The sequence below is a fragment of the Curvivirga sp. genome, assembly GCF_965219885.1.
Classification (GTDB): domain Bacteria; phylum Pseudomonadota; class Alphaproteobacteria; order UBA8366; family Aestuariispiraceae; genus Curvivirga.
Window position 1 is genome coordinate 347,932 of the sequence record NZ_CBDCOT010000009.1, and the last position, 22,350, is coordinate 370,281.

Annotated in this window: 21 protein-coding genes; 10 read left to right on the forward strand and 11 right to left on the reverse strand. The window is 43.9% G+C overall.

What is annotated here, in order from left to right:
* The first annotated feature begins 110 nt into the window (after positions 1 to 110).
* Positions 111 to 743, forward strand: coding sequence for a LysE family translocator (locus ACOQOA_RS07135; RefSeq protein WP_420547955.1), 633 nt, complete (start codon positions 111 to 113; stop codon positions 741 to 743).
* Positions 744 to 792: 49 nt separating this feature from the next.
* Here ACOQOA_RS07135 and ACOQOA_RS07140 read toward each other — a convergent pair whose 3' ends face one another.
* The 7 genes from ACOQOA_RS07140 to ACOQOA_RS07170 all read right to left on the reverse strand — a co-directional run bounded on the left by ACOQOA_RS07140 (position 793) and on the right by ACOQOA_RS07170 (position 7,425).
* A complete protein-coding gene (locus tag ACOQOA_RS07140; protein WP_420547956.1) occupies positions 793 to 1,170 on the reverse strand; it encodes a helix-turn-helix domain-containing protein in 378 nt (125 codons plus the stop codon).
* 204 nt (positions 1,171 to 1,374) lie between these two features.
* On the reverse strand, positions 1,375 to 1,641 hold the full coding sequence (locus tag ACOQOA_RS07145) for a DUF2160 domain-containing protein (protein WP_420547957.1): 267 nt from the start codon (positions 1,639 to 1,641) through the stop codon (positions 1,375 to 1,377).
* 30 nt (positions 1,642 to 1,671) lie between these two features.
* Entirely contained in the window at positions 1,672 to 2,463 is a 792-nt protein-coding gene (locus tag ACOQOA_RS07150) for a carbohydrate ABC transporter permease (RefSeq protein WP_155154979.1), read from the reverse strand.
* A 2-nt stretch (positions 2,464 to 2,465) separates the two neighbouring features.
* Positions 2,466 to 3,329, reverse strand: coding sequence for a carbohydrate ABC transporter permease (locus ACOQOA_RS07155; RefSeq protein WP_420547958.1), 864 nt, complete (start codon positions 3,327 to 3,329; stop codon positions 2,466 to 2,468).
* Between the two features lie 2 nt (positions 3,330 to 3,331).
* Positions 3,332 to 4,405, reverse strand: coding sequence for an ABC transporter ATP-binding protein (locus ACOQOA_RS07160; protein ID WP_420547959.1), 1,074 nt, complete (start codon positions 4,403 to 4,405; stop codon positions 3,332 to 3,334).
* A 16-nt stretch (positions 4,406 to 4,421) separates the two neighbouring features.
* On the reverse strand, positions 4,422 to 5,489 hold the full coding sequence (locus ACOQOA_RS07165; RefSeq protein ID WP_420547960.1) for an ABC transporter ATP-binding protein: 1,068 nt from the start codon (positions 5,487 to 5,489) through the stop codon (positions 4,422 to 4,424).
* A gap of 196 nt (positions 5,490 to 5,685) precedes the next feature.
* Positions 5,686 to 7,425, reverse strand: coding sequence for an ABC transporter substrate-binding protein (locus ACOQOA_RS07170; protein ID WP_155154983.1), 1,740 nt, complete (start codon positions 7,423 to 7,425; stop codon positions 5,686 to 5,688).
* A 198-nt stretch (positions 7,426 to 7,623) separates the two neighbouring features.
* On the opposite strand from ACOQOA_RS07170, the gene ACOQOA_RS07175 reads away from it, so the two are divergent.
* Genes ACOQOA_RS07175 through glpK form a run of 3 tightly spaced genes read left to right on the forward strand, consistent with a single transcriptional unit; the run spans position 7,624 to position 11,471 of the window.
* The gene (locus ACOQOA_RS07175) at positions 7,624 to 8,418 is read left to right on the forward strand and encodes a DeoR/GlpR family DNA-binding transcription regulator (RefSeq protein WP_420547961.1); all 795 of its coding nucleotides are present in this window, start codon (positions 7,624 to 7,626) and stop codon (positions 8,416 to 8,418) included.
* Entirely contained in the window at positions 8,419 to 9,930 is a 1,512-nt protein-coding gene (glpD, locus tag ACOQOA_RS07180; protein ID WP_420547962.1) for a glycerol-3-phosphate dehydrogenase, read from the forward strand.
* A gap of 38 nt (positions 9,931 to 9,968) precedes the next feature.
* A complete protein-coding gene (gene glpK, locus ACOQOA_RS07185) occupies positions 9,969 to 11,471 on the forward strand; it encodes a glycerol kinase GlpK (protein ID WP_420547963.1) in 1,503 nt (500 codons plus the stop codon).
* Between the two features lie 36 nt (positions 11,472 to 11,507).
* Here the strand turns inward: glpK and ACOQOA_RS07190 are convergent, their stop codons facing one another.
* Complete coding sequence (locus tag ACOQOA_RS07190; RefSeq protein WP_420547964.1) at positions 11,508 to 11,948, reverse strand: Lrp/AsnC family transcriptional regulator; 441 nt, start codon at positions 11,946 to 11,948, stop codon at positions 11,508 to 11,510.
* A gap of 133 nt (positions 11,949 to 12,081) precedes the next feature.
* Between ACOQOA_RS07190 and ACOQOA_RS07195 the strand changes: the two genes are divergently transcribed.
* Together ACOQOA_RS07195 and ctlX are read left to right on the forward strand one after the other, a co-directional pair.
* Complete coding sequence (locus ACOQOA_RS07195; RefSeq protein ID WP_420547965.1) at positions 12,082 to 13,149, forward strand: ornithine cyclodeaminase; 1,068 nt, start codon at positions 12,082 to 12,084, stop codon at positions 13,147 to 13,149.
* Entirely contained in the window at positions 13,149 to 14,084 is a 936-nt protein-coding gene (gene ctlX / locus ACOQOA_RS07200; RefSeq protein WP_420547966.1) for a citrulline utilization hydrolase CtlX, read from the forward strand. Before ACOQOA_RS07195 ends, ctlX begins: the two co-directional genes overlap by 1 nt.
* 53 nt (positions 14,085 to 14,137) lie before the next feature.
* Here the strand turns inward: ctlX and ACOQOA_RS07205 are convergent, their stop codons facing one another.
* Both ACOQOA_RS07205 and ACOQOA_RS07210 read right to left on the reverse strand, forming a co-directional pair.
* The gene (locus ACOQOA_RS07205) at positions 14,138 to 15,829 is read right to left on the reverse strand and encodes a BCCT family transporter (RefSeq protein WP_420547967.1); all 1,692 of its coding nucleotides are present in this window, start codon (positions 15,827 to 15,829) and stop codon (positions 14,138 to 14,140) included.
* A 44-nt stretch (positions 15,830 to 15,873) separates the two neighbouring features.
* A complete protein-coding gene (locus ACOQOA_RS07210) occupies positions 15,874 to 18,354 on the reverse strand; it encodes a CoA transferase (RefSeq protein ID WP_420547968.1) in 2,481 nt (826 codons plus the stop codon).
* A 193-nt stretch (positions 18,355 to 18,547) separates the two neighbouring features.
* Here ACOQOA_RS07210 and ACOQOA_RS07215 point away from each other — a divergent pair, with 193 nt between their 5' ends.
* Entirely contained in the window at positions 18,548 to 19,501 is a 954-nt protein-coding gene (locus ACOQOA_RS07215; protein ID WP_420547969.1) for a LysR substrate-binding domain-containing protein, read from the forward strand.
* Between the two features lie 9 nt (positions 19,502 to 19,510).
* Here ACOQOA_RS07215 and ACOQOA_RS07220 read toward each other — a convergent pair whose 3' ends face one another.
* Positions 19,511 to 20,362 (reverse strand): LysR family transcriptional regulator, encoded by an 852-nt coding sequence (locus ACOQOA_RS07220; protein ID WP_420547970.1) that lies wholly within the window; start codon positions 20,360 to 20,362, stop codon positions 19,511 to 19,513.
* Positions 20,363 to 20,504: 142 nt separating this feature from the next.
* Here ACOQOA_RS07220 and ACOQOA_RS07225 point away from each other — a divergent pair, with 142 nt between their 5' ends.
* From ACOQOA_RS07225 to ACOQOA_RS07235, 3 genes are read left to right on the forward strand one after another with little or no spacing between them, the layout of a single operon-like run.
* Entirely contained in the window at positions 20,505 to 21,104 is a 600-nt protein-coding gene (locus ACOQOA_RS07225) for an amino acid synthesis family protein (RefSeq protein ID WP_420547971.1), read from the forward strand.
* Positions 21,076 to 21,855, forward strand: coding sequence for an alpha/beta fold hydrolase (locus ACOQOA_RS07230; protein WP_420547972.1), 780 nt, complete (start codon positions 21,076 to 21,078; stop codon positions 21,853 to 21,855). The genes ACOQOA_RS07225 and ACOQOA_RS07230 overlap by 29 nt, the downstream gene beginning before the upstream one ends.
* Positions 21,852 to 22,334: a flavin reductase family protein gene (locus tag ACOQOA_RS07235; RefSeq protein WP_420547973.1), complete on the forward strand. Its 483-nt coding sequence runs from the start codon at positions 21,852 to 21,854 to the stop codon at positions 22,332 to 22,334. Before ACOQOA_RS07230 ends, ACOQOA_RS07235 begins: the two co-directional genes overlap by 4 nt.
* Positions 22,335 to 22,350: the final 16 nt, after the last annotated feature.

A 22,350-nucleotide genomic window follows, 5' to 3' on the forward strand; every position in this document is an offset into this window, starting at 1 on the left:
CGCTATCTCTAATCATCGCGAAACAAATCATTTTCATGCTATCTCTTGATACTTATTTGACACACTAACCCCTCCTTAATAAGCTGAAAATAGCCTGAAAGGATTGTTAAATGCCCTCAATTGAAATTTTCATTGCCTTCTTAATCGCGACCAGTGTGTTTGCCTATATGCCTGGCCCATCCATGCTCTATACAGCCGCTCAAACCATTGCCCGGGGACGAAAAGCGGGATGGCTTGCAGTAACAGGTATCCATATAGGTGGATATGTTCATGTGGCTGCAGCAGCACTTGGGCTTGCGATCCTTTTTGAAGCCGTTCCGTTTCTTTATATGGCGCTTAAATTTGCAGGGGCACTCTATCTAATATGGCTTGGGATCAAACTATTCAGATCACAACAATCATTCGGTATTGATACCGTAACTGCGGATAGCAAAGGCCCAAAACGAGCATTCTGGGAAAGTGTTATTGTGGAAATACTTAATCCTAAAACGGCAATTTTCTATGTGGCTTTTCTGCCTCAATTCACAAATCCGATGGCAAGCCTTCCTATGTGGGCACAGCTATTCATCCTAGGTACAGTCGTCAATGTTATGTTTACAAGTGCTGACGTTTTCTGCGTTTTATTAGCAGACAAGGTGACTACCTTTCTTAAAAGATCGCAAAAAGCCGGTCGATGGGTCCAAAGAATCGGTGGCGGCACACTCATCACCCTTGGCCTCAACGTGGCCTTCAATCGCCAATAAAAAAGCCGAGGATATGCCTCGGCTTTTTCCAAATCAAAACGATATGACTTTACGCCATAGCTTCTTCGTTTTCCTCATCCAGACGTCGTTGAAGGCGTGCAATATCCCCTTCCAAGTCAGCAAGAATGACGCTTAGACGATGAGAGACACCTTTTGCCGCATCCAGTTTTTGTTGCAAAGTTGCGGTACCAAGCAATTGCTCCTCAGTGGGAGTATCATCCCCCTTACCTGTCATCAGCCAGTAAATCGTCACGCCTAAAACACCTGCAAGCATACTTAACTTATTGGCACGAGGTTCAGATAGATCATTCTCCCAATTTCCAAGAGTTGCGGATTTAATGGAAAGACGCCGGGCAAGCTGTACGCGACTATATCCTTTCGCCGTACGTGCTATTTCAATTCTATGGCCCAATGTATCAGAAGACATATCTAACTACCTTTTTTCTAACGTATACAAATTCTAACTACTTATAATTGCTTAGTATTACATACATGAGACAGTAGGTCAAAAAACGGGTAATTTTATTTCTCAAAACACTTTTAGCATCAAAAAACTTAGAAAGAAGCTATTGAAAGATAATAAAAAAGCCGGAGGAAACCTCCGGCTTTTCAGCTATTTCTCAATTGAAATTTACGCCCATTTAAAGACGACAAATCCCCACACAATCGAGATGGCTAATGCTCCCCACAATGGTGTTCCCATCAGCCCTAGCCAGCCTAAGAAGATAAAGGCACTGCCTAATAATGTAATGAACAGACGATCTCCACGTGTTGTATCGATCAAGAAAATCCCACGACGTGGATCACCACCAGGTCTTTTGATCTCCCAAATTGTCAGCGTCAAAATACAGCAGACAATAAAGATGAAGAAGGCTGCTGTCGGCCAGGTCCAGGCCATCCATGATAAACCCATAACAAATCCTCCCTCTTACACGCGGCCCAAGGCAAAGCCTTTGGCGATATAGTTACGTACGAAGTAAATAACAAATGCACCCGGGATAATGGTCAATGTGCCGGCCGCAGCCAGTAGACCTAATTCGTATCCGGATGAAGATGCTGTCTTTGTCATTGTTGCGGCAATTGGTTTCGCAGCAACAGCTGTCAAAGTTTTACCTAACAACAATTCAACCCAAGAGAACATGAAGCAGAAGAAAGCTGCCACACCGATACCTGCGCCAATTGTCGGTACAAAAATCTTCACAAAGAAATGCGGGAAGCTATAGCCATCTACATAAGCGGTCTCGTCTAACTGCTTTGGCACACCTGACATAAAGCCTTCTAAAATCCACACAGCCAAAGGCACGTTAAATAAGGTATGTGCCAAGGCAACCGCAAAATGGGTATCAAACAAACTTACCGCAGAGTACAACTGGAAGAATGGCAACGCGAATACAGCCGCAGGTGCCATACGGTTTGTCAAAAGCCAGAAGAATAAATGCTTATCCCCCAAGAAACGATAGCGGGAAAAAGCATAAGCCGCAGGTAGCGCCACCGCAACAGACATGGCTGTGTTGATGGATACATAGATCATGGAGTTTACATACCCCATATACCAGCTGGCATCACTGAAGATCGTTTTATAGTTTTCCAAGGTGAACTCATTCGGCCATAGGGTGAATGAGCCCAAAATCTCGGTTGTTGGTTTAAAGGACATGCTGACGAGCCAGTAGATCGGCAGCATCAAAAACAATATATAAATTGCCGGAATTGCACGTTTCATTTCTACTGTTCCTCGTTACGCATCATTAATGTGTAGAATACCCAGCTTAACAACAAGATCACCAAGAAGTAGATCAAGGACATCGCTGCCGCTGGTCCCAAGTCAAACTGACCTAGCGCGATTTTCACCAAATCGATGGAGAGTAATGTTGTGGAGTTACCCGGACCACCACCTGTCAGAACAAACGGTTCCGTATAGATGTTAAAGCTATCCATAAAGCGTAAAAGAACAGCAATGGTTAAAACACGCTTCATTTTTGGTAACTGAATATAACGGAAGATAGACCAGTTATTCGCCCCATCAATCTTTGCAGCTTGATAATAAGCATCAGGAATGGAAACCAAACCAGCATAAGCCAATAAAACAACCAGACTTGTCCAATGCCACACATCCATGATGATCAAGGTAAACCAAGCATCACCTACTTGACGGGTAAAGTTATAGTCAAACCCTAACTCGTTCAGCATGCGGCCTAACATACCGATATCCGGTAATGCAAAAATATTCCACATCGCCCCAACAACGTTCCAGGGAATAAGCAATGGTAGAGACATTAGGATCAAACATACAGGCACCCAAGGACCTTTACGCGGCATCGCCAAGGCAATAATCACACCTAACGGAATCTCAATTGCCAGAATAGTAAAGGTAAAGGTCAACTGACGCATTAATGAGTCATGGAAACGACTGGAATGTAAAATTTCTTCGAACCAGACAACACCTGCCCAGAAGAAATCGTTATTACCAAAGGTTTCCTGAACAGAATAGTTCACAACTGTCATCAACGGGATAATCGCGTTGAAGGCCACCAGAATAAGAACCGGCAGGACAAAGAACCAAGCTTTTTGATTTTCTGTTTTAGCCATGATTATGCTCCCTCTTCCAAAAGCCATCCATCTCCGTAGAGATAGGTACGGGATTGATCAAAGGATAAATGCGCACTGTCACTTGGAATATCAGACTTCTCATCCACAAGAAGTTTGATCATGCCACCATCTGATTGTGTTGTGACAATCTTGAAACGACCTGCATCAGATACAGCTTCTACACGGACCGGAAGGCCTTTATCCGCAAAATTAATAAATTCAGGGCGCACACCAACTTCAAGTTTCTTGGATGGAACAGCTGAAATTTTGTTGCTCAGTTCAACCGCTTGACCGCCGATAGAGGCTTGCTTGCCATCAGAGTCACAAGACAGGATATTCATACCTGGGGAACCAATAAAGTTTCCAACAAAAGTATGTTGTGGACGCTCAAACAACTCAACAGGCGTTCCGATTTGTACCACTTGACCAAAATTCATCACTACAACTTGATCCGCAAAGGTTAATGCCTCTGTCTGATCATGTGTTACATAGATCATTGTGGTTTTAACACGTTGATGAAGCTCTTTTAGTTTAGAACGCAACTGCCATTTCAAATGAGGATCAATCACGGTTAAAGGCTCATCAAACATGATAACATTCACATCTGTACGAACCAAACCACGACCCAATGAAATCTTTTGTTTGCCATCAGCCGTCAAACCGGATGCACGTTGATTGAGCATCGGTGTTAATTCGATCATCTCTGCGATTTCCATCACACGATCATGCACATCTTTTTCTGGTACCTTACGATTGCGTAGAGGGAAAGCCAGATTATCATACACAGTCATGGTGTCATAGAGCACAGGAAACTGGAATACTTGGGCAATATGACGTTGATCCGGTGGCAGAGTGGTTACGTCGTCATCATCAAACAGAACCTGACCATGACTTGGTGTCAAAAGGCCTGAAATGATATTCAACAATGTTGTTTTACCACAGCCGGATGGGCCAAGAAGTGCGTAAGCACCTCCATCTTTCCATTCAACGTCTAGATGCTTTAATGCGTAATCATCATCGCTTGCCGGATCAGGCATATAGCTATGACGCAAATCTTTAAGGGAAATTCTAGCCATTTCTTTTTCCTAAATCCTATAACGATACCAATTGATCTTTATCGTCAAAATAAAGACCCTGGGATACATCTGCGAAAAGATGAGCAACTGAACCAACATCGTGATATTGCACACCATGCGATTGGGAAACCCAGCTGTTACCATTCATATTGAAATGTACAACACTTTCAGAACCACTGATTTCTGTGATCTGAACACTACCTTCCACTTTGATAGCTTGTTCACCGAGTTCCTGAGCTGTCACATGATGAGGGCGAATACCAAATGTATATTGACCGTCTTTCATATTAGATAAATTGCCCTTGGCTTCCCATTTGATATCGGATCCAAGCTTGATCACATTACCTTCTTTGACAACTTTCGCTGTGTTGATTGGCGGCTCGGAAAATACCTTCGCGCTGATCAAATCTTTTGGGGTGCGATAAATGTCACTTGTCGGGCCGAACTGCGTCACGCGTCCTTGATGAAGTGTTGCGGTATGGCCTGCAAATAACAAAGCTTCAATAGGCTCCGTTGTTGCATAAACAACAACACAGTTACGTTTTGCGACCAGCTTTGGTAACTCGTCACGTAATTCTTCGCGCAGTTTAAAGTCCAGATTGGCAAGTGGTTCATCCAGTAAAACAAGACTGGAATCTTTCACCAATGCACGCGCCATAGCGGTACGTTGTTGCTGACCGCCTGAAAGTTCAGATGGACGACGTTGAAGCATCGGGCCCAACTTCATCAATTCTGCCATTTCATCAACGCGTCTCTTGATTTCAGCTTCTGGAACTTTTGCCACCCGTAATGGGGAAGCAATATTTTCAAAAACAGTGAAATTTGGATAGTTAATAAACTGTTGATATACCATTGAAACATTACGTTTCTGCACAGGTACACCTGTGACATCGGCACCGTTAAAGAAAATTTGACCGGAGGAAACAGGTTCTAATCCTGCCATAATTTGCATCAAGGTAGTTTTGCCTGAACCCGTTGTCCCCAACAGCATATTGAAACTACCTGTTTCCAGCTTCAAATCTGTTGGATAGATGTGGGTCTCGCCATCTACCTGCTTGCTTACGCCTTTCAGCTCTAATGACATTTCTTTATCCCATTAATTGCATGCGTGGTTATTGATTTCAGACTTTTCAGAGAAATCATACACAAAAATATCGTTTTTCAGAAAAGTCCTAATAATTAGGTCTTATACCTTAAAAAGGTACTCCCCGGGATGTTTAGGAGAACTTCGAGGCGATGAAGCCATCCCGGGGAGATTTAACAGGTCGTCAACAGGGAGGTTAGTTAGACGCCCAACGTTTTACCAACTCATCATAGTTGATTGTTTCACCTTGTGGTTTTTCGTTCGCAAGTTTTGCTTTCGCGCCACCTTTGCCCAACCACTCAGCCGCATCTTTTTCTTCGTTTAGACGAGGACCACAACCACCATATGTGTTGTTTGCTTCGTCCGCACGTTGCATGCGCGCCATAACTTGATCCATTTCTTGAGCCAAGCGAGACATAGCTTCTTGTGGTGTAAACGCACCAGAGTTCACATCACCGATATTCTGCCACCACAATTGAGCCAATTTTGGATAATCAGGAACGTTTACACCTGTTGGTGTCCACATTTCACGATCTGGAGAACGATAGAATTCAACCAAGCCACCCAATTTAGGCGCACGCTCTGTGAAGGATTCATGACGGATGTCACTGTCACGAATTGGTGTCAAACCAACATGTGTTTTCTTCAAGGAAACTGTTTTGGATGTTACGAACTGCGCGTATAACCAAGCAGCTTGCATACGATCCAATGGTGTAGATTTGAAGAATGTCCAAGAACCTGTGTCTTGGTAGCCAAGTTTTTGACCTTCTTCCCAATATGGACCATGTGGAGATGGTGCCATGCGCCATAATGGATTACCTGCATCATCAACAGTGTTGTTACCTTCAGATTTAGGCGCAACCATGGATGCTGTGAACGCTGTATACCAGAAGATCTGTTGCGCTACGTTACCTTGGGAAAGAGCTGGCAAGGACTGATAGAAATCATAGTCAGCTGCACCTGGAGGCGCATATTTACGCAACCATTCGTCCCATTTGCGGATCGCATAAACAGCCGCAGGACCGTCTGTACCACCACCACGTGTTACGGAAGCACCAGCAGGGTTACAGGAATTCTCTTCCATGCGGATACCCCATTCATCAATAGGCTTACCGTTTGGAAGACCTTTAGAACCAGCACCAGCCATGGACAACCATGCATCTGTCATACGCCAGCCTAGGTCAGGTGCACGCTTACCATAGTCCATGTGACCATAGATGCGTTGACCGTCAATTTCTTTTACGTCTTCAGAGAAGAACTCAGCAATGTCTTCGTAAGCAGACCAGTTAACTGGTACACCCAAGTCATAGCCATATTTCGCTTTAAACTGTTCTTTCAACTCTGGGCGGTCGAACCAGTCTTTACGGAACCAGTATAGGTTCGCAAATTGCTGATCTGGCAATTGGTAAAGTTTACCATCTGGACCTGTTGTGAAAGAAATACCCATGAAGTCATCAAGATCAAGACCTGGATTTGTAACAGCTTTACCGTCACCTGCCATAAAATCAGACAAGTTTACAGCAAGTTGAAGACGGGAATGAGTACCAATCAAGTCAGAGTCATTAATATAACCATCATAAAGGTTACGGTTTGTTTGCATCTGTGTTTGAACAGCTTGCACAACTTCACCTTCACCCAACAACTGGTGGTTTACTTTAATACCGGTGATTTCTTCAAACGCTTTTGCAAGTGTTTTAGACTCATACTCATGAGTTGGAATTGTTTCAGAAAGAACGTTAATTTCCATGCCAGCATAAGGCTTGGCAGCGTTCACAAACCATTCCATTTCATTGATTTGTTCACTTTGTGACAAAGTAGATGGTTGGAATTCGCTTTCCACCCATTTCTTCGCTTCATCCATACCTGCAAAAGCTGCAGACCCCATGGATGAAACCATAGCAACAGATACTGCTGTCGCCATAAGGAATTTTTTCATTGGATTTTCCCTCCACTGTTTCCCTATATGTTCGTCATGCCAATCCCATACTTTGAAAACTAGCATGTTCATTCATGTTCACTTATACTTTTTTATTAAGTAGCCTAACTTAAATGCGAACATAAATGAATGTCAACAACAAAAAAAACTTGAGCTACGAAACAAAAACGAATAATAGTGAAAATAAACGAGGGAAAAATGAACATTCTTACCGCACGTCAGCAAGACATCATTGATCTTGCGAAAAACAGGGGACATGTGGATGTGGAAAATTTAGCTGAACATTTTCAGGTAACACCACAAACCATACGCCGAGATTTGAACTTTTTATGCGAACAGAAATATCTGGGGCGCGTTCATGGCGGTGCTGTTCATTTATCCAGCGTCACAAATTTTGAATATCATTCCCGACGCCATATTGCGGCAGAAGGAAAAGAAAAGATCGCACAAGCGACGGCAGAAATCATTCCGGATAATGCCTCCCTTATTATGAATATCGGGACAACCACTGAACAAGTGGCTCATGCCTTGTCCCATCATAAAGGCCTGATGGTTATTACAAATAACCTCAATATCGCCAATATTATGATGGAATCACCAGAGGCTGAAGTATTGATTGCCGGGGGGATCGTCAGAAGACCAGATGGCGGCATCATTGGTGCGCCTGCTGTGGAATTCATCCGCAACTTCAAAGTGGATTATGCGGTGATTGGCGTATCTGCCATTGATGAGGACGGTAGCCTTTTGGATTTTGATTTCCGTGAGGTGCGCGTCTCTCAAGCGATCTTGGAACAAGCGCGCGAAGTCATTCTTGTCACGGATGGCATGAAATTCGACCGCCGGGCGCCTGTCCAAATTGGGGATCTTTCACAAATCAATACATTTGTGACGGATAAAACCCCGCCAAAAGAAATTGTAGAATTATGTAAGCTTCATAATGTCCGATTAATTGTAACCGGACCTGATGAAGTCTCGGAACTTGAAAGTGATTAGATGAGTCAGCAAACAGATCAAATTTTTGATTTATTTATTGTAGGTGGCGGTATCAATGGCGTTGGTATCGCCCGCGATGCTATTGGACGTGGTTTTTCTGTATATCTTGCAGAAAAAGATGACTTGGCAAGCGGTACCTCTTCCGGATCTACAAAACTGATTCATGGCGGCTTACGCTATCTTGAACATTATGAGTTCAATCTTGTTCGAAAAGCTTTAATGGAACGTGAAGTATTGTGGAAAATGGCACCACATATTGTACATCCACTGCGCTTTGTTTTACCGCATCATAAAGGTTTACGCCCCACATGGCTTCTACGTCTTGGTCTGTTTTTATATGATTACATTGGTGGTCGTAAGCTATTACCAGCAACCAAAAAGCTGAACTTAAAAACCCATGCGGCAGGTCAACCTATCAAAGATGACTTCACAACTGGTTTTGAATATTCAGATTGTTGGGTGGACGATGCACGCCTTGTTGTATTGAACGCTGTGGACGCACGCGAACGCGGCGCCGTTATTGAAACACGTCAACAAGTTGTTAAAACAAATAAAGTCGATGGAATTTGGGAAGTTGACGTAAAAGACGTTCTAACCGGGGATGTAAAAACCATTAAATCCAAACTTGTTGTCAACGCAACAGGACCATGGGTCGATCATTTCCTGAATGCGACCGGTAAGGGATCTAACATTCAAAATGTACGCCTTGTTCAAGGTAGTCATGTCATCGTTAAAAAGCTTTATGATCATGATCGTTGCTACATCTTCCAAAATGAAGATGGTCGAATTATTTTCGCAATTCCTTACGAAAACGATTTCACTATGATCGGTACAACTGATCATGATTTTACAGGTAATCCTGACGATGCAGGCATTACCAGAGAAGAAGCAGAATATATCTGTAAATCTGCCAGCGAGTATTTCAAAAAAGAAATCACCGCTGACGAAGCCGTCTGGGAATTCAGCGGCGTCCGCCCTCTTTACAATGATGGCGCCTCCAAGGCACAAGAAGCAACACGCGACTACGTGTTACGACTTGATGGGGAAGAAGGGGAGGCAAAAATGCTCAACATTTTCGGCGGTAAAATTACCACTTATCGCCGATTGGCTGAGGCAGCTATGGAAGAGATTGAAACCGTTCTAGGCACTAAAAAACCAGAATGGACAATGGGCGCAACTCTCCCAGGCGGTGATTTTGCTCATAATGGTCGCGAAGATTTAGCGGCGCGCATCAAATCTGCGCACAACTATTTACCAGATGAAATGATAACACGTTGGGTTCGTAGTTACGGAACATATGCCTTTAATATCCTCAAAAATGTATCTTCTTTAGCAGATATGGGTGAGCATTTCGGAGGTACTTTATACGCTGCCGAAGTCGATTATTTAATGAAAGAAGAATTTGCTGTGACTGCAGAGGACGTTTTATATCGACGTAGTAAGCAAGGGTTGATTTTTAATAGCGATGCGGAAGAAAAACTGGCAAGTTACATGATCGCAAAACGTTCATAATCAAAAAACAAGCATAAAATTTAATAGGGAAGTTTATCATGAGTGGGGAAACAAAATTCATTTTGTCCATTGATCAGGGAACAACCTCGTCCCGGGCCATTTTGTTCGATCAGAATTATAATATTTGCGCGGTCGGGCAAGAAGAATTTCCCCAACATTTTCCAAAATCCGGATGGGTAGAACATGACCCAGAAGATATCTGGAACACCACAATATCTACCTGTAAGAAGGCTATTGAAAAAGCAGGAATAACAGCAAGTGATATTGCGGCTATTGGCATTACAAATCAGCGCGAAACCACCGTTGTATGGGATCGTGATACAGGCAAACCTGTTTATAATGCCATCGTCTGGCAAGACCGACGCACATCAGAAACCTGTAAAGCGCTTAAAGATGCAGGCCATGAAGCAGGTGTAACCAAGAAAACCGGATTACTTTTAGACCCTTATTTCTCCGCGACCAAGGTTGCATGGATTCTAGATAATGTAGAAGGTGCACGCGCGAAAGCAGAGACAGGTAAATTGGCTTTCGGCACTGTTGATAGTTTCCTTTTATGGCGTTTGACAGGTGGCAAATCCCACGCAACTGATGCGACAAATGCAAGTCGCACCATGCTATACGACATCAATGAAGGTCGTTGGCGCGGTACGCTGTTAGACCTGTTTCGGGTTCCGGAATCCGTTTTACCTGAAGTGAAAGACAGTGCCGCCGATTTTGGTATCACCGATGAGAGTATTTTGGGTGCAGCCATACCCATTACTGGGATTGCTGGTGATCAACAAGCAGCAACGGTTGGACAAGCTTGTTTCAAACCCGGCATGATGAAATCCACCTATGGTACAGGTTGCTTTGCGCTTTTGAATACAGGCGATAAGGCCGTTGCCTCCAAAAATCGTCTCCTCACAACCATTGCCTATCAAATTGATGGGAAACCCACCTATGCCTTGGAAGGTTCTATCTTTATTGCAGGTGCTGCGGTGCAATGGCTACGTGATGGCATTGGCCTAATTGAAAAAGCAGAACAATCCGGCGAACTTGCGCTAAAAGCCGACCCAAATGAAGAGATTTATGTAGTCCCTGCTTTTGTGGGCATGGGAGCCCCATATTGGGATGCGGATTGTCGTGGCGCCATGTTTGGCTTAACTCGAAATACTGGACCAGCTGAGATTGCCTTAGCAACCTTGGAATCTGTTTGTTATCAAACAGCTGATCTTTTATCTGCCATGCGCAAAGATTGGGGTGAAGCACAAGAAACAGTTCTTCGTGTCGATGGTGGTATGGTGGCATCTGACTGGACCATGCAACGTCTGTCCGAAATTCTGGATGCTCCGGTTGACCGTCCTGAAGTTCTTGAAACCACAGCATTAGGGGCTGCATATCTTGCCGGGAAATTTGTGGGCTACTACCCAGATTTGGATGAATTTTCGCAAAACTGGAAACTGGAAAAAAGGTTTGAATCCCATATGCAGGATGATGTGCGGCAAGCGAAACTCGCACAATGGTCAAAAGCCATTAAATCCACATTAAGTTATCGACCATAAAATTTGAAAGCCTCCGATTTTCGGAGGCTTTTTTTATTAGACCGATGTTAACAGCATACTGGTCTCACTATTAGAGACACCATCAATCAAACGTACTTCCCGCAAGACACGATCAAATGATTGCAAGCTATCCGTATGGATTTCAGCAACCAGATCCCATTTTCCGTTAGTGGTATGCAATTTATTTAACTCCGGCATACCCCGAAGTTTCTTAATCACTTCTGTTGTCGACTTACCTAAAATCTCAATCATCATCACAGCACGGATTGTAGAATCCCCATGATCTTCACGGACGCGAACGGTGAAGCCTAGCAAAGCACCGCTTGCTAATAATCGATCAATCCGATTTTGAATGGTTGCACGAGAGACCCCCAATGCCCCTGCTAATACGGAGACTGGTGCGCGCCCATCGATGCGTAATTGAGAGAGCAATTCGCGATCCAGATCATCAAAGATATATTTTGCATTTTCATTCATAAATTTAACTTTTTGTATAATATAATTTAACAAATTGTATAAATTATTTGCATATTTTTCAACAGATGGAAATTTACGTTACAAATTGAAAGCAGGCATGATGCTTTCCTAAAACAAAATAAAGGATAAAATCATGTCTGCACCTCTTCCATCTCCTCTTGCCTTTGTTCCCTTCGTAAGCGTGGACCATATGATGCAATTGATTCATGAAATTGGCATCGAAGAAATGCTGAAGGGTATTGCGACTTATGTTGAAGATGATTTTAAGCGGTGGGAGTTATTTGATAAAACACCACGTGTTGCGTCTCATTCCAAAGAAGGCGTGATTGAACTTATGCCAACATCTGATGGTCAAACCTATGGATTTAAGTATGTAAACGGCCATCCAAAGAATACGAAAGAGGGCCTACAAACTGTCACAGCCTTTGGCATTCTATCTGATGTGAATACAGGATATCCGATTTTACTATCTGAAATGACCGTATTAACGGCCTTACGTACCGCTGCAACCTCTGCCATGGTTGCCAAACATCTTGCACCGGAAGGCACAAAAACGATGGCGATGATTGGCAATGGTGCGCAATCTGAATTTCAGGCGCTTGCGATGCGGGTCATTTGTGGTATCGAGAATTTACGCCTTTATGATATTGATCCAAAAGCCACATCTAAAGCACAAAGTAACCTGACTGCTTTTGGCTTTAACATCACCGCTTGTGATACAGCTGAAGATGCCATTCAAGGCGCTGACATCATCACCACATGCACCGCGGATAAACAATATGCAACCATCTTAACTGATAATATGGTTGGTTCAGGCGTGCATATCAACGCGATTGGAGGTGATTGCCCGGGCAAGACCGAATTACATAAAGATATCCTATCCCGTTCCGATGTTTTCGTAGAATTCCCACCTCAAACCCGTATTGAAGGCGAAATACAGCAAATGCCCGAAGACTTCCCGGTTACTGAAATGTGGGAAGTTATCACAGGTACAAAAGAGGGCCGCACTAGCGCTAACCAAATCACATTATTTGACGGTGTAGGTTTCGCGACGGAGGACTTTTCGGCACTTCGTTATGTACGCGATCAACTAGAAAAAACGGGTCTGTTCCAACAACTGGATATGCTGGCAGATCCAGATGATCCCCGTGACCTTTTCGGCATGGTACAACGCGCGAAGAAAACACAAGAGGCAGCCTAATGAATTCCCAACAACCTCTCTTGTCAATACAAGCGCCTTCTGCTGTCGTCATGATCCGCCCGCATCATTTCACGGTAAATACAGAAACAGCGGCTGATAATGCCTTTCAGGATAATGTGAGCGCAAATTCATCTGACGCAAAACTTGCTTATGATGAGATCACAAATGCAGCCAATATCCTGATAACCCATGGTGTTCGTGTTCATATGTTCGAAGATGAGGGAAAGCAAACACCAGATTCAGTTTTTCCCAATAACTGGTTTTCAACCCATTCAGGCGGGCATGTCGCCATCTATCCGATGAAACCGGAAAATCGCCGATTGGAAAGACGTTATGATATTATTGAAATGCTGAAGAAGGATTATCGTGTTCAGGATATGACTGATTATTCCGGCTTGGAACAAGACGATCTATTTTTAGAAGGCACAGGCGCCATGGTTTTGGACCATATGGCGCGGGTGGCTTACGCTGTTGAATCTGATCGGACCAATCCGATTATTCTGGAACGTTTTTGCACGCATTTCAATTTTGAACCCATGGTGTTCAAAGCAAGTGATGAAGAAGGCACAGCCATCTATCACACCAATGTTCTAATGTGTATTGGAACAGATTATGCGTTGATCGGACTAGATATGATCGAAAACCAAGCCCGTAGGGATGAAATCGCAACCCGATTAGAAAATTCAGGAAAACGCGTTATTGCATTAACCAATGATCAAATTCGTAACTTTGCGGGAAATGCAATTGAGTTACAGGGGCAAGACGGGCGACTATTGGCATTATCACAAACTGCCTTTGAGGCCTTGAGTAAAAAACAAATATCTATGTTGGAAACTTCGGTCAAACTTGTACCTCTTGAAATCCCAACCATTGAAAAGGCTGGTGGATCAGTCAGATGTACCCTTGCAGGTATTCATTTAGCCTCAAGAGATTAAAATGAAAAAGGCCTTCAATAATTTGAAGGCCTTTTAGAGTTATAAGTTATATCCTACGCATGTAGGTCTTGAGAAATCTTTGTGCCATCCGGCGCGACTTTTTCTGTCGGTTCCGGCGCCGCTGAACTATCTTCTTTCAACGACTTATAGAGCCCACAAACCATTGTCAGGATAACAAAGGATATTGGCAAGGCCGCGGCAATTGAGGCTGTTTGAAGCGCCCCCAAACCACCAGCCAACAAGAGCACTATTGCTGTACCACCAATACTCACACCCCAGATGATACGGAATTTCTTTGGTGGATGTTCATCACCCAAAGACAGGATTGTTGTAATTACCAAAGTCCCAGAATCCGCAGATGTCACAAACCAGGAGACCAACAACAACGTTGCCAAGGCAGATAACGGCCATCCAACCCAAGACATATCGCCTAACCAGGATGTCTTGCCTAGATTTTCGATTGTACCAAATAATGCAGAAGGTAGATCCCAAGCACGCACGGTGTTAATCAAACCAGCACCGCCTTCAGAAGCAGGACCAGCAGCCATATTCAGCTCTTGCCAGATCGCATTGCCACCAAACATACATAGCCAGAAGAAGGCAATTGCAGTTGGTACAAACAATACACCAACCATAAATTCACGGATGGTACGACCTTTGGAAATACGTGCGATGAAAATACCAACCATTGGAGCCCACGCGATCCACCAGCCCCAATAGAAGATGGTCCAACCGCCTTGCCATGCAACATTTTCTTCACTGCTTGCTGTCCAGAAGCCCATTGGAATGAAGTTCCAGAGGTAATCACCTAAGGTGGTTACATAGAATCCCAACAACCATTTGATTGGGCCAATAAAGACGAATGCACCCAGAAGCAACATAGACAACCAAATATTCCATTCGGAAATCATACGGATACCTTTACCAACACCAGATACTGTCGAAACCGTCGCAATGATGGTCACAATAATGATCAAGATAATTTGAGTGAGTGTTTCTGCAGGAATACCGAATAAGACATTCAATCCCGTTGTAATCTGGCTACTTCCTAAACCAAGCGATGTGGCGATACCAAATACGGAACCAAATACAGCCAACAGATCAACCATGTGACCAACAGGCCCATAAATACGATCCCCGATCAACGGATATAAAGCTGAACGCAAGGTCAAAGGCAGTTTTTTACGGAAACCAAAATATGCCAAACATAGTCCAACAATCACATAAAGGGCCCAACCATGAAAACCCCAATGGAAATATGTCACACGCATCGCATCAACGGCGCGCTGCATATTCATTTCACTATGTCCATTTAACTCTGCATGTGGGTTGTTCGGATAGCCCCATACAGCTGAATTATCAAAATAGAAAATAGGTTCAGCAACACCAAAGAACAGAATACCGATACCGATACCTGCAGAGAAAAGCATTGCAAACCAAGAGAAATTGCTAAACTCGGGACGAGAATCATCATCCCCTAAGCGTAAGCTACCCCATTTTGACATCATCAAGTAAAAACAAAATAACATGATGCCGGCTAGAACTGTGATATAATACCAGCTCAAACCACTTTCGATCCAACTACGAATGGAGCCATAAACACCCCCTGCAAAGTCAACGTTGATCACTGTAAAGACGATAAAGGCCAAAATCATTGCCTTCGCCGCCATACCCATTCCTGGGTGAAGTCCGGTAAAGAAACCGGATTTTGCCACAAGTTGCTCGTGGCTCTGCTGATTGGACATAGAAACCTCCTATTCCCACTAAGTTACTATGATTATTATTTTTATTATTCTGGTAAGTATTTTTCCGACCATTCACGCCCCGCGATTCCTTGTTGAATCATGGAAGCAATTTCCGCATCGGAATAACCAGCATCTTGCAAAATCTTATGCGTATGCTGACCATATTTCGGCATATAGCCAGGGATTGTAATTTTCCCCTTTCTTGGACGCACCGCATTCGGGGCTACCAAGTCACACCATCTTCCCATTGGATGCAGATCATGTCGGATCACCCGGAAAGTTGATTCTGTTAGATCGATATTTCCTTCGCTTTCACGCTGTAAGGAATTATCACGTGTATCATGCAATGAAGATAAAGGTACGATGGTTGCTGCACCTTCTTTAAATTGCTCTCGCCAGTAAGATAGTGGCTTATCTAAAAAACGATCCGCTAATTCAGCTTGCAACTGTTGACCTGACAACTCAGATAAATCGGCTAGTTCAGGTATTCTCTTTAAAGCTTCACCTTCTTCACTTGGCGCCGCAAAAAATGCCCATTCATCTTCCGTTTTATAACAGTGATAGAAAGGTCCCCATCCAAGAACTTCGCGACCAGACGGTTCATTAAATGCGGCGCGACCGTCGTAATCATACATAAACTGCGCTTGGATCATATTTCCTGCGCCTGCCAAAGCAGCGCGTGCAATACTTCCCTCACCCGTCGCTTTTAATTTCATCAATGCACCACCAAGACCGACACATGCACAATAGCCGGTCAAGACGTCGATAGTTCCGAAATGCGCATGCTCTTCCGGTGTTTCCATACCACCGCCAAAACGCACCATCACACCTGTTGCTGCCTGGGCTAAGTCATCATATCCTAGATGATCGGATTTAGGGCCTCGCATTGGGCCACCAAACGCATCCAGTTGCACCAAGATCAATTTGGGATTGATCGCTTTTAGCTCTTCCAAAGATAAACCAAGTTTATCGCGTTGCTCATCCGTCCCATTCATCGTGATGATATCAGATTGCGCAATCAATTTTCGCATAGCTTCCTTACCTTCATTCGAAGATAAATTAAGCAAAACACTCTCTTTGCCACGATGGGCATGAATACCAAAGACAACCGTATTCCATGGATCCACAGAAGGTTCAACAGGTTGCACCGATGTAACTTCCGCCCCAAAACGCGCCAAGGTAGATCCAATTGTCGGCCCGGCGATTACATTGGTAAGATCCAACACCTTCAAACCATCCAGCCACCCAGAGTAAGCTTGATGATCAGATTGCAGACGTGGTGTTTCTGCAAGAATATTGGCTAGCTTAACTCGCGCATCATCCGCAACAGGGCCAGCTTGCTTTTGTGCTGCCCCTTCATCTGTGGTTAACCATGCAACATTCCCCATTTGACGCATCATACCGTAACGTGGATCATCGACTTCCAACACCAAACCTGATGCCAAAGCATGCGGATCAGCAAGCCATTCTTTTGTAAAACGTTGTGCTGTCGCTGGCGCTTTTGCAACTCCAAACAACTCTTCCCATTCATAAGATGGTTTGGTCAGAAAAGCTTTCTTCATTGCTGTGGAGATACGCTCTCTTGCGTCCACGCCAACCGGATAGTTTCTTAACGACCAACTATCGGGCCATTCTTTTGTGTCTAGATACGCGCTAAAATCTGGTAAACCATCCAGTAGGTCGGCCAGTCCTAAAGTCTCAAGAACACGTCGAGGATGGGTCGCTACACTTCCTGATACAACATAAAATCCACGTCCATCTGCACAGGTATAAGTCCGATAGAAAGGATCAAGAAATTCTGAAAGCTCCTCAAATTTCAAATCCATTGGCAAGCCTGCTTCAGCCCGACGATCTAATTCCACTTCACGTGGAGACTTATAACGTTCAGGATAATCTTCAATTTGTTCGCAGTTATAAATTAGACCTTCCAACAAAGCCGAAGCCAAAGGTACCTCAATATGATCCCCACCATTTCGATCACGTGCGGCCAATGCAAATAGGACAGACATGGCCCCAAAAGAAGCGCCATAGGCAGATGCAAGTGTTAACGGCGTGAAGGAAGGATTGATACCCATTAATCGACGGTTCAATCCCATATCCGTAAACTGCCCTGTATAAGCCGCAATAACGGCTTCCCAAGCAGGAATATGAGCCAATTCAGGATCAGTAGATGCAAAACCCGGTAAGGAAAGTGAGATGATATTATTATTTAATTTTTGCAATTCATCAGGTGATAAGCCGAGGCGCGACATTACTCCGGGGCGGAAGTTATCAATCAGAACATCAGAACGCTTCACCAATTCTTGTATCGTCGCTTTCCCCTCTTCGCTTTTTAAGTCCAAAACCAAAGAAGACTTTCCACGTGATAGCATGTCATAGGATGGATCGTTAAATAAAGGGCCTTCCGGTGGGTCGATACGAATAACTTCAGCGCCCATATCGGCCAACATCATCCCCACCAATGGCCCCGCCAAATACTGCCCAAAGTCAAGCACCCGAATATGCGAAAGCGGTCGCTTCATCATTTTCACCCTCTATTTACTCACCTGTCTATTTTGCACTTTTTCAGCCTTATTTGACTGATTCCGACGATGTAAACAGAATGACAAAATAATTTAAAGGTGAGACAAATCTATTTTATCCATAGATTTTTTCTATACTATGTTTTACGAATATTAAAATCATACCAGTTAAAATAATTGTACAATTGTAAGATAGATGAGTAAGAAATTTAAACATGTCCCGGGCTCTCTCAACTCGCTTATTGTTCTTGAGTCTGCTGTACGACATGCAAGCTTTACCAAAGCAGGCGATGAGCTACTTTTAACCCAACCTACGGTCAGTCGACATATTGCGGTTCTTGAAGAAAGATTAGGCAAGGAACTGTTTCATCGTATTAAGAATCGCATTGTGCCAACAAAGGAAGGGCATCGCCTTGCAAATGCGGTATCTTTAGGCATTGGCCATACAGAAAGCGTATGGGAGGAACTTTCGCGTACCGAACATGAAGATACCATTGTATTGGCTTGTAGTTTTGGTTTTGCGGATCAATGGCTCTTACCACGCTTTTCTTCACTCCAAGAAGCAATTGAAGGTAAAAAGATAAGCGTAGTCACATCTGACTGGATGGGTAGTCTTGATATGACACAAATCGACGTGGCCGTTGTTGCCGATCTCGCACTCTCTTTTGATCGTCCCATCATTCCTCTTTTCCCTGAGATTGCATTTCCAGTCTGCAGTCCCGACTTTCTGGAACAACACCCTCAAATTTTAAATAATCCTCATGCACTTTTAGATGTAGAACTTATCCAGTTTGATGTGGGAAGTTCTGGATATTTGGACTGGAAAATATGGTTTGAGAAGGTCGGCATAAATATGAAAGAACGTAACTATAACCACATCTATGACTCCTACCCCTTCTTATGCAGAGCCGCACAAGAGGGTAAGGGTGTCGCTATTGGTTGGACCTATCTTGTAGATAAATACATTCAAGAAGGATCATTGGTCCGTATTGGTGCCGCTGTCAGGAATCGAGACAGTGCTTATTACCTTCAGTTTAAAGATGGTAGCTATCACAGTGCGACTTTAAAAAAGATTTCAGACTGGTTTGTTAAACGGGTAAATGAAGAACAAAACTTGGCGATTAGTGGCGGTTTAAACCCTATTGGATAAGTACAAGAACTAGTATGTACCAATCACTGTTTTGATCCACTTGCTAAATTCTTTGGCCACCTCCGCTTCAGAAACTGTTGCCAGATAATATCCCTCATTTCCCATTATCCCAACTTGACCAATCTGCTTAAGTTTGCCCACATCAACTGAGGATTTCGCAAGCAGTGAACTGGTCAAGGCAACACCGCTACCATTTGCAGCAAGATCTAATGCGACACCATAAGAATCCACATGTAGACTTGGCGAAAGATCAGTCCCATATTTTGCTTTCCTCGCCCATTCCTGCCATCCTTTTGAGGTACCAACAGCTTCGATCAAAATACTATCTTCCAACGGGGCAGTATGATCGACAGCAGCAACAGCGATAAGCTCATCTGGTCCTAATCTAGCAGCCCCTTTACCAACTTGTTTTTCAGAACCAAATCGGATCTCAACATCCGCAATTGAGGTATTAAACTCATCAGGCCAAATCGTACTCATCAACCGGATACGCAATCCCGGATGCATATCCAGGAAGTCCTGCATATTAGGCGCTAATATCCATTGAGAAATACTCACTGACGTGGCGATGGTTAAAAGTCCTTGCGTCGGGCCAACATCAAATAAACTTGCCGCAGCCCCTAGCGATTCCATCGCTGATCCAACCATTGGTAAAAGCTTACGGCCATCATCCGTCAAGGCCAAACCGCGGGCTTTACGGATAAACAACTGGGTTGCCAGCCTTACTTCCAAAGACCGTACTTGCTGACTAACTGCCGATTGAGTCATCCCCAATTCGTCGGCAGCAGCTGAAAAATTTAAATGTCTGGCAGAAGCTTCAAATGTCCGAAACCAACCAAGCGGCGGTAATGATTTTCCCATAGATGTAACCTAGATATAAGTATTACTAATATCTTAGTCTATGAATCTGTCGTTTGTCAAAAATAGCATTTCCTGTGATTAGTTTGTTCAAAGAATTACGCCATCTGTATTGGCAAAATAAAATCAACAAAAGGAAATGGAAATGAAGGCAGAAATTAGAAAAATCGTGACCTATGAAGAAGAAGTTCTGATCGAAGGGTATCGCGAAGTTTCAGAGCCTTGGCGCTTATTTGCTGTGGCAGCAGTTATTACCAACCCTTGGGCCGGCCGTTACGTGGAAGATCTAAAGCCTGAAATCCACGCATATGGCCCTGAACTAGGCGCATTACTAACAGACAAAATCATTAAACTAGCTGGTTCAGGTGATGCAATTGAAGCTTATGGAAAAAGCGCAGTTGTCGGGCTTGATGGCGAAATTGAACATGCCTCTGGCTTGATACATACTTTGCGCTTCGGGAATTATTTCCGCGAAGCTGTAGAAGCCAAATCATATCTCTCTTTTGCCAATACACGTGGCCCTGCCAATGCGCCTATCATGGTTCCTTTGATGGACAAAAATGATGCAGGGCGCCGCTCCCACTACCTCACCATTCAATTTTCCATTCCTGATGCACCGCGTGCGGATGAGGTTGTTATCGTACTTGGCGGTGCCACAGGTGGTCGTCCACATCATCGTATCGGGGACCGCTATCAAGATTTGAAGGAATTAGGTCATGATCTGGACAACCCAGCAGCGGTCTGATTTCGGGCAACTTAAAGCCATTATCAAAGGCGAAGGCCAAAACATTGTGTTACTTCATGGTGTTGGTCTTCGTGCAGAGGCATGGAATGCACAAATCAATGCCTTCAGTCAAAGCTATAAAGTCATCGCCCCGGATATGCCTGGGCATGGTGAAAGCAATCTTGATGCGATTACCTTGGACCTATCCAGCTATACAAAAAAAATCACAGAAGCCATCAGCGAACCTGCGATTGTGATGGGTCATTCCATGGGAGCTATGATTGCGCTTGATTTGGCTATTCATCATCCAGATAAAGTAAAAGCTGTCGTTGCATTAAACGCTATTTTTCAACGTGACAAAAATGCCGTAAATGCGGTTCAGAAACGCGCGAAAAGCCTAGATGGGAAAACAGTAGCTGATCCAACAGGCCCACTCACACGTTGGTTTTCGGATCAAGAAAGTGATGCTGCAACCGCTTGCAAAGAATGGCTCATAAATGTGAATCCGGCTGGTTATAGAAATGCTTATACAGTCTTCGCCACAGAAAATGGTCCTTCGCCTGAAAACCTAAGAAAACTAGCAATGCCAGCTTTGTTTATCACTGGCCAAAATGAACCGAATTCTACCCCAACCATGTCAGAGAGAATGGCCGCACTCACCCCAAAAGGTCAGGTAATGATTATCAAAGATGCCGCACATATGATGCCAATGACCCATATGGATGAAGTGAACCAAGCGCTCCTGAGCTTTATTGAGGAGGAAGTAAAATGATTAATATTGACCCACGTAAATTACGCGACGCTTTTGGAAGCTTCATGACCGGTGTGACTGTTGTCACAACAATGACAAAAGAAGGAAATCCTGTCGGCTTCACAGCCAATTCTTTCACGTCAGTATCCCTTGACCCACCGATGCTGCTGGTCTGTCCGGGGAAATATCTCTCTTGTTTCGATATCTTTGAGAATTGCGATTACTTCGCAGTCAATATTCTATCTGCAGATCAACAGGAAGTTTCCGATATTTTTGCAAAATTCAATGGCGATCGTTTTCAGCAGGTTTCATGGCAAAAAGGCCATATGGAAATGCCTTTATTAGATGCATCAACGGCACAATTCATTTGCAAAAAATCAAAGGCTATTCCCGCGGGAGATCATTCCATCCTTCTTGGTGAAGTTCATGATTTTAACAATAGTGGTCAACCAGGCCTTGGATATGCCGGCGGCACCTATTTCACACTCAACAACCAATAAAAACAATCGGGAGGAG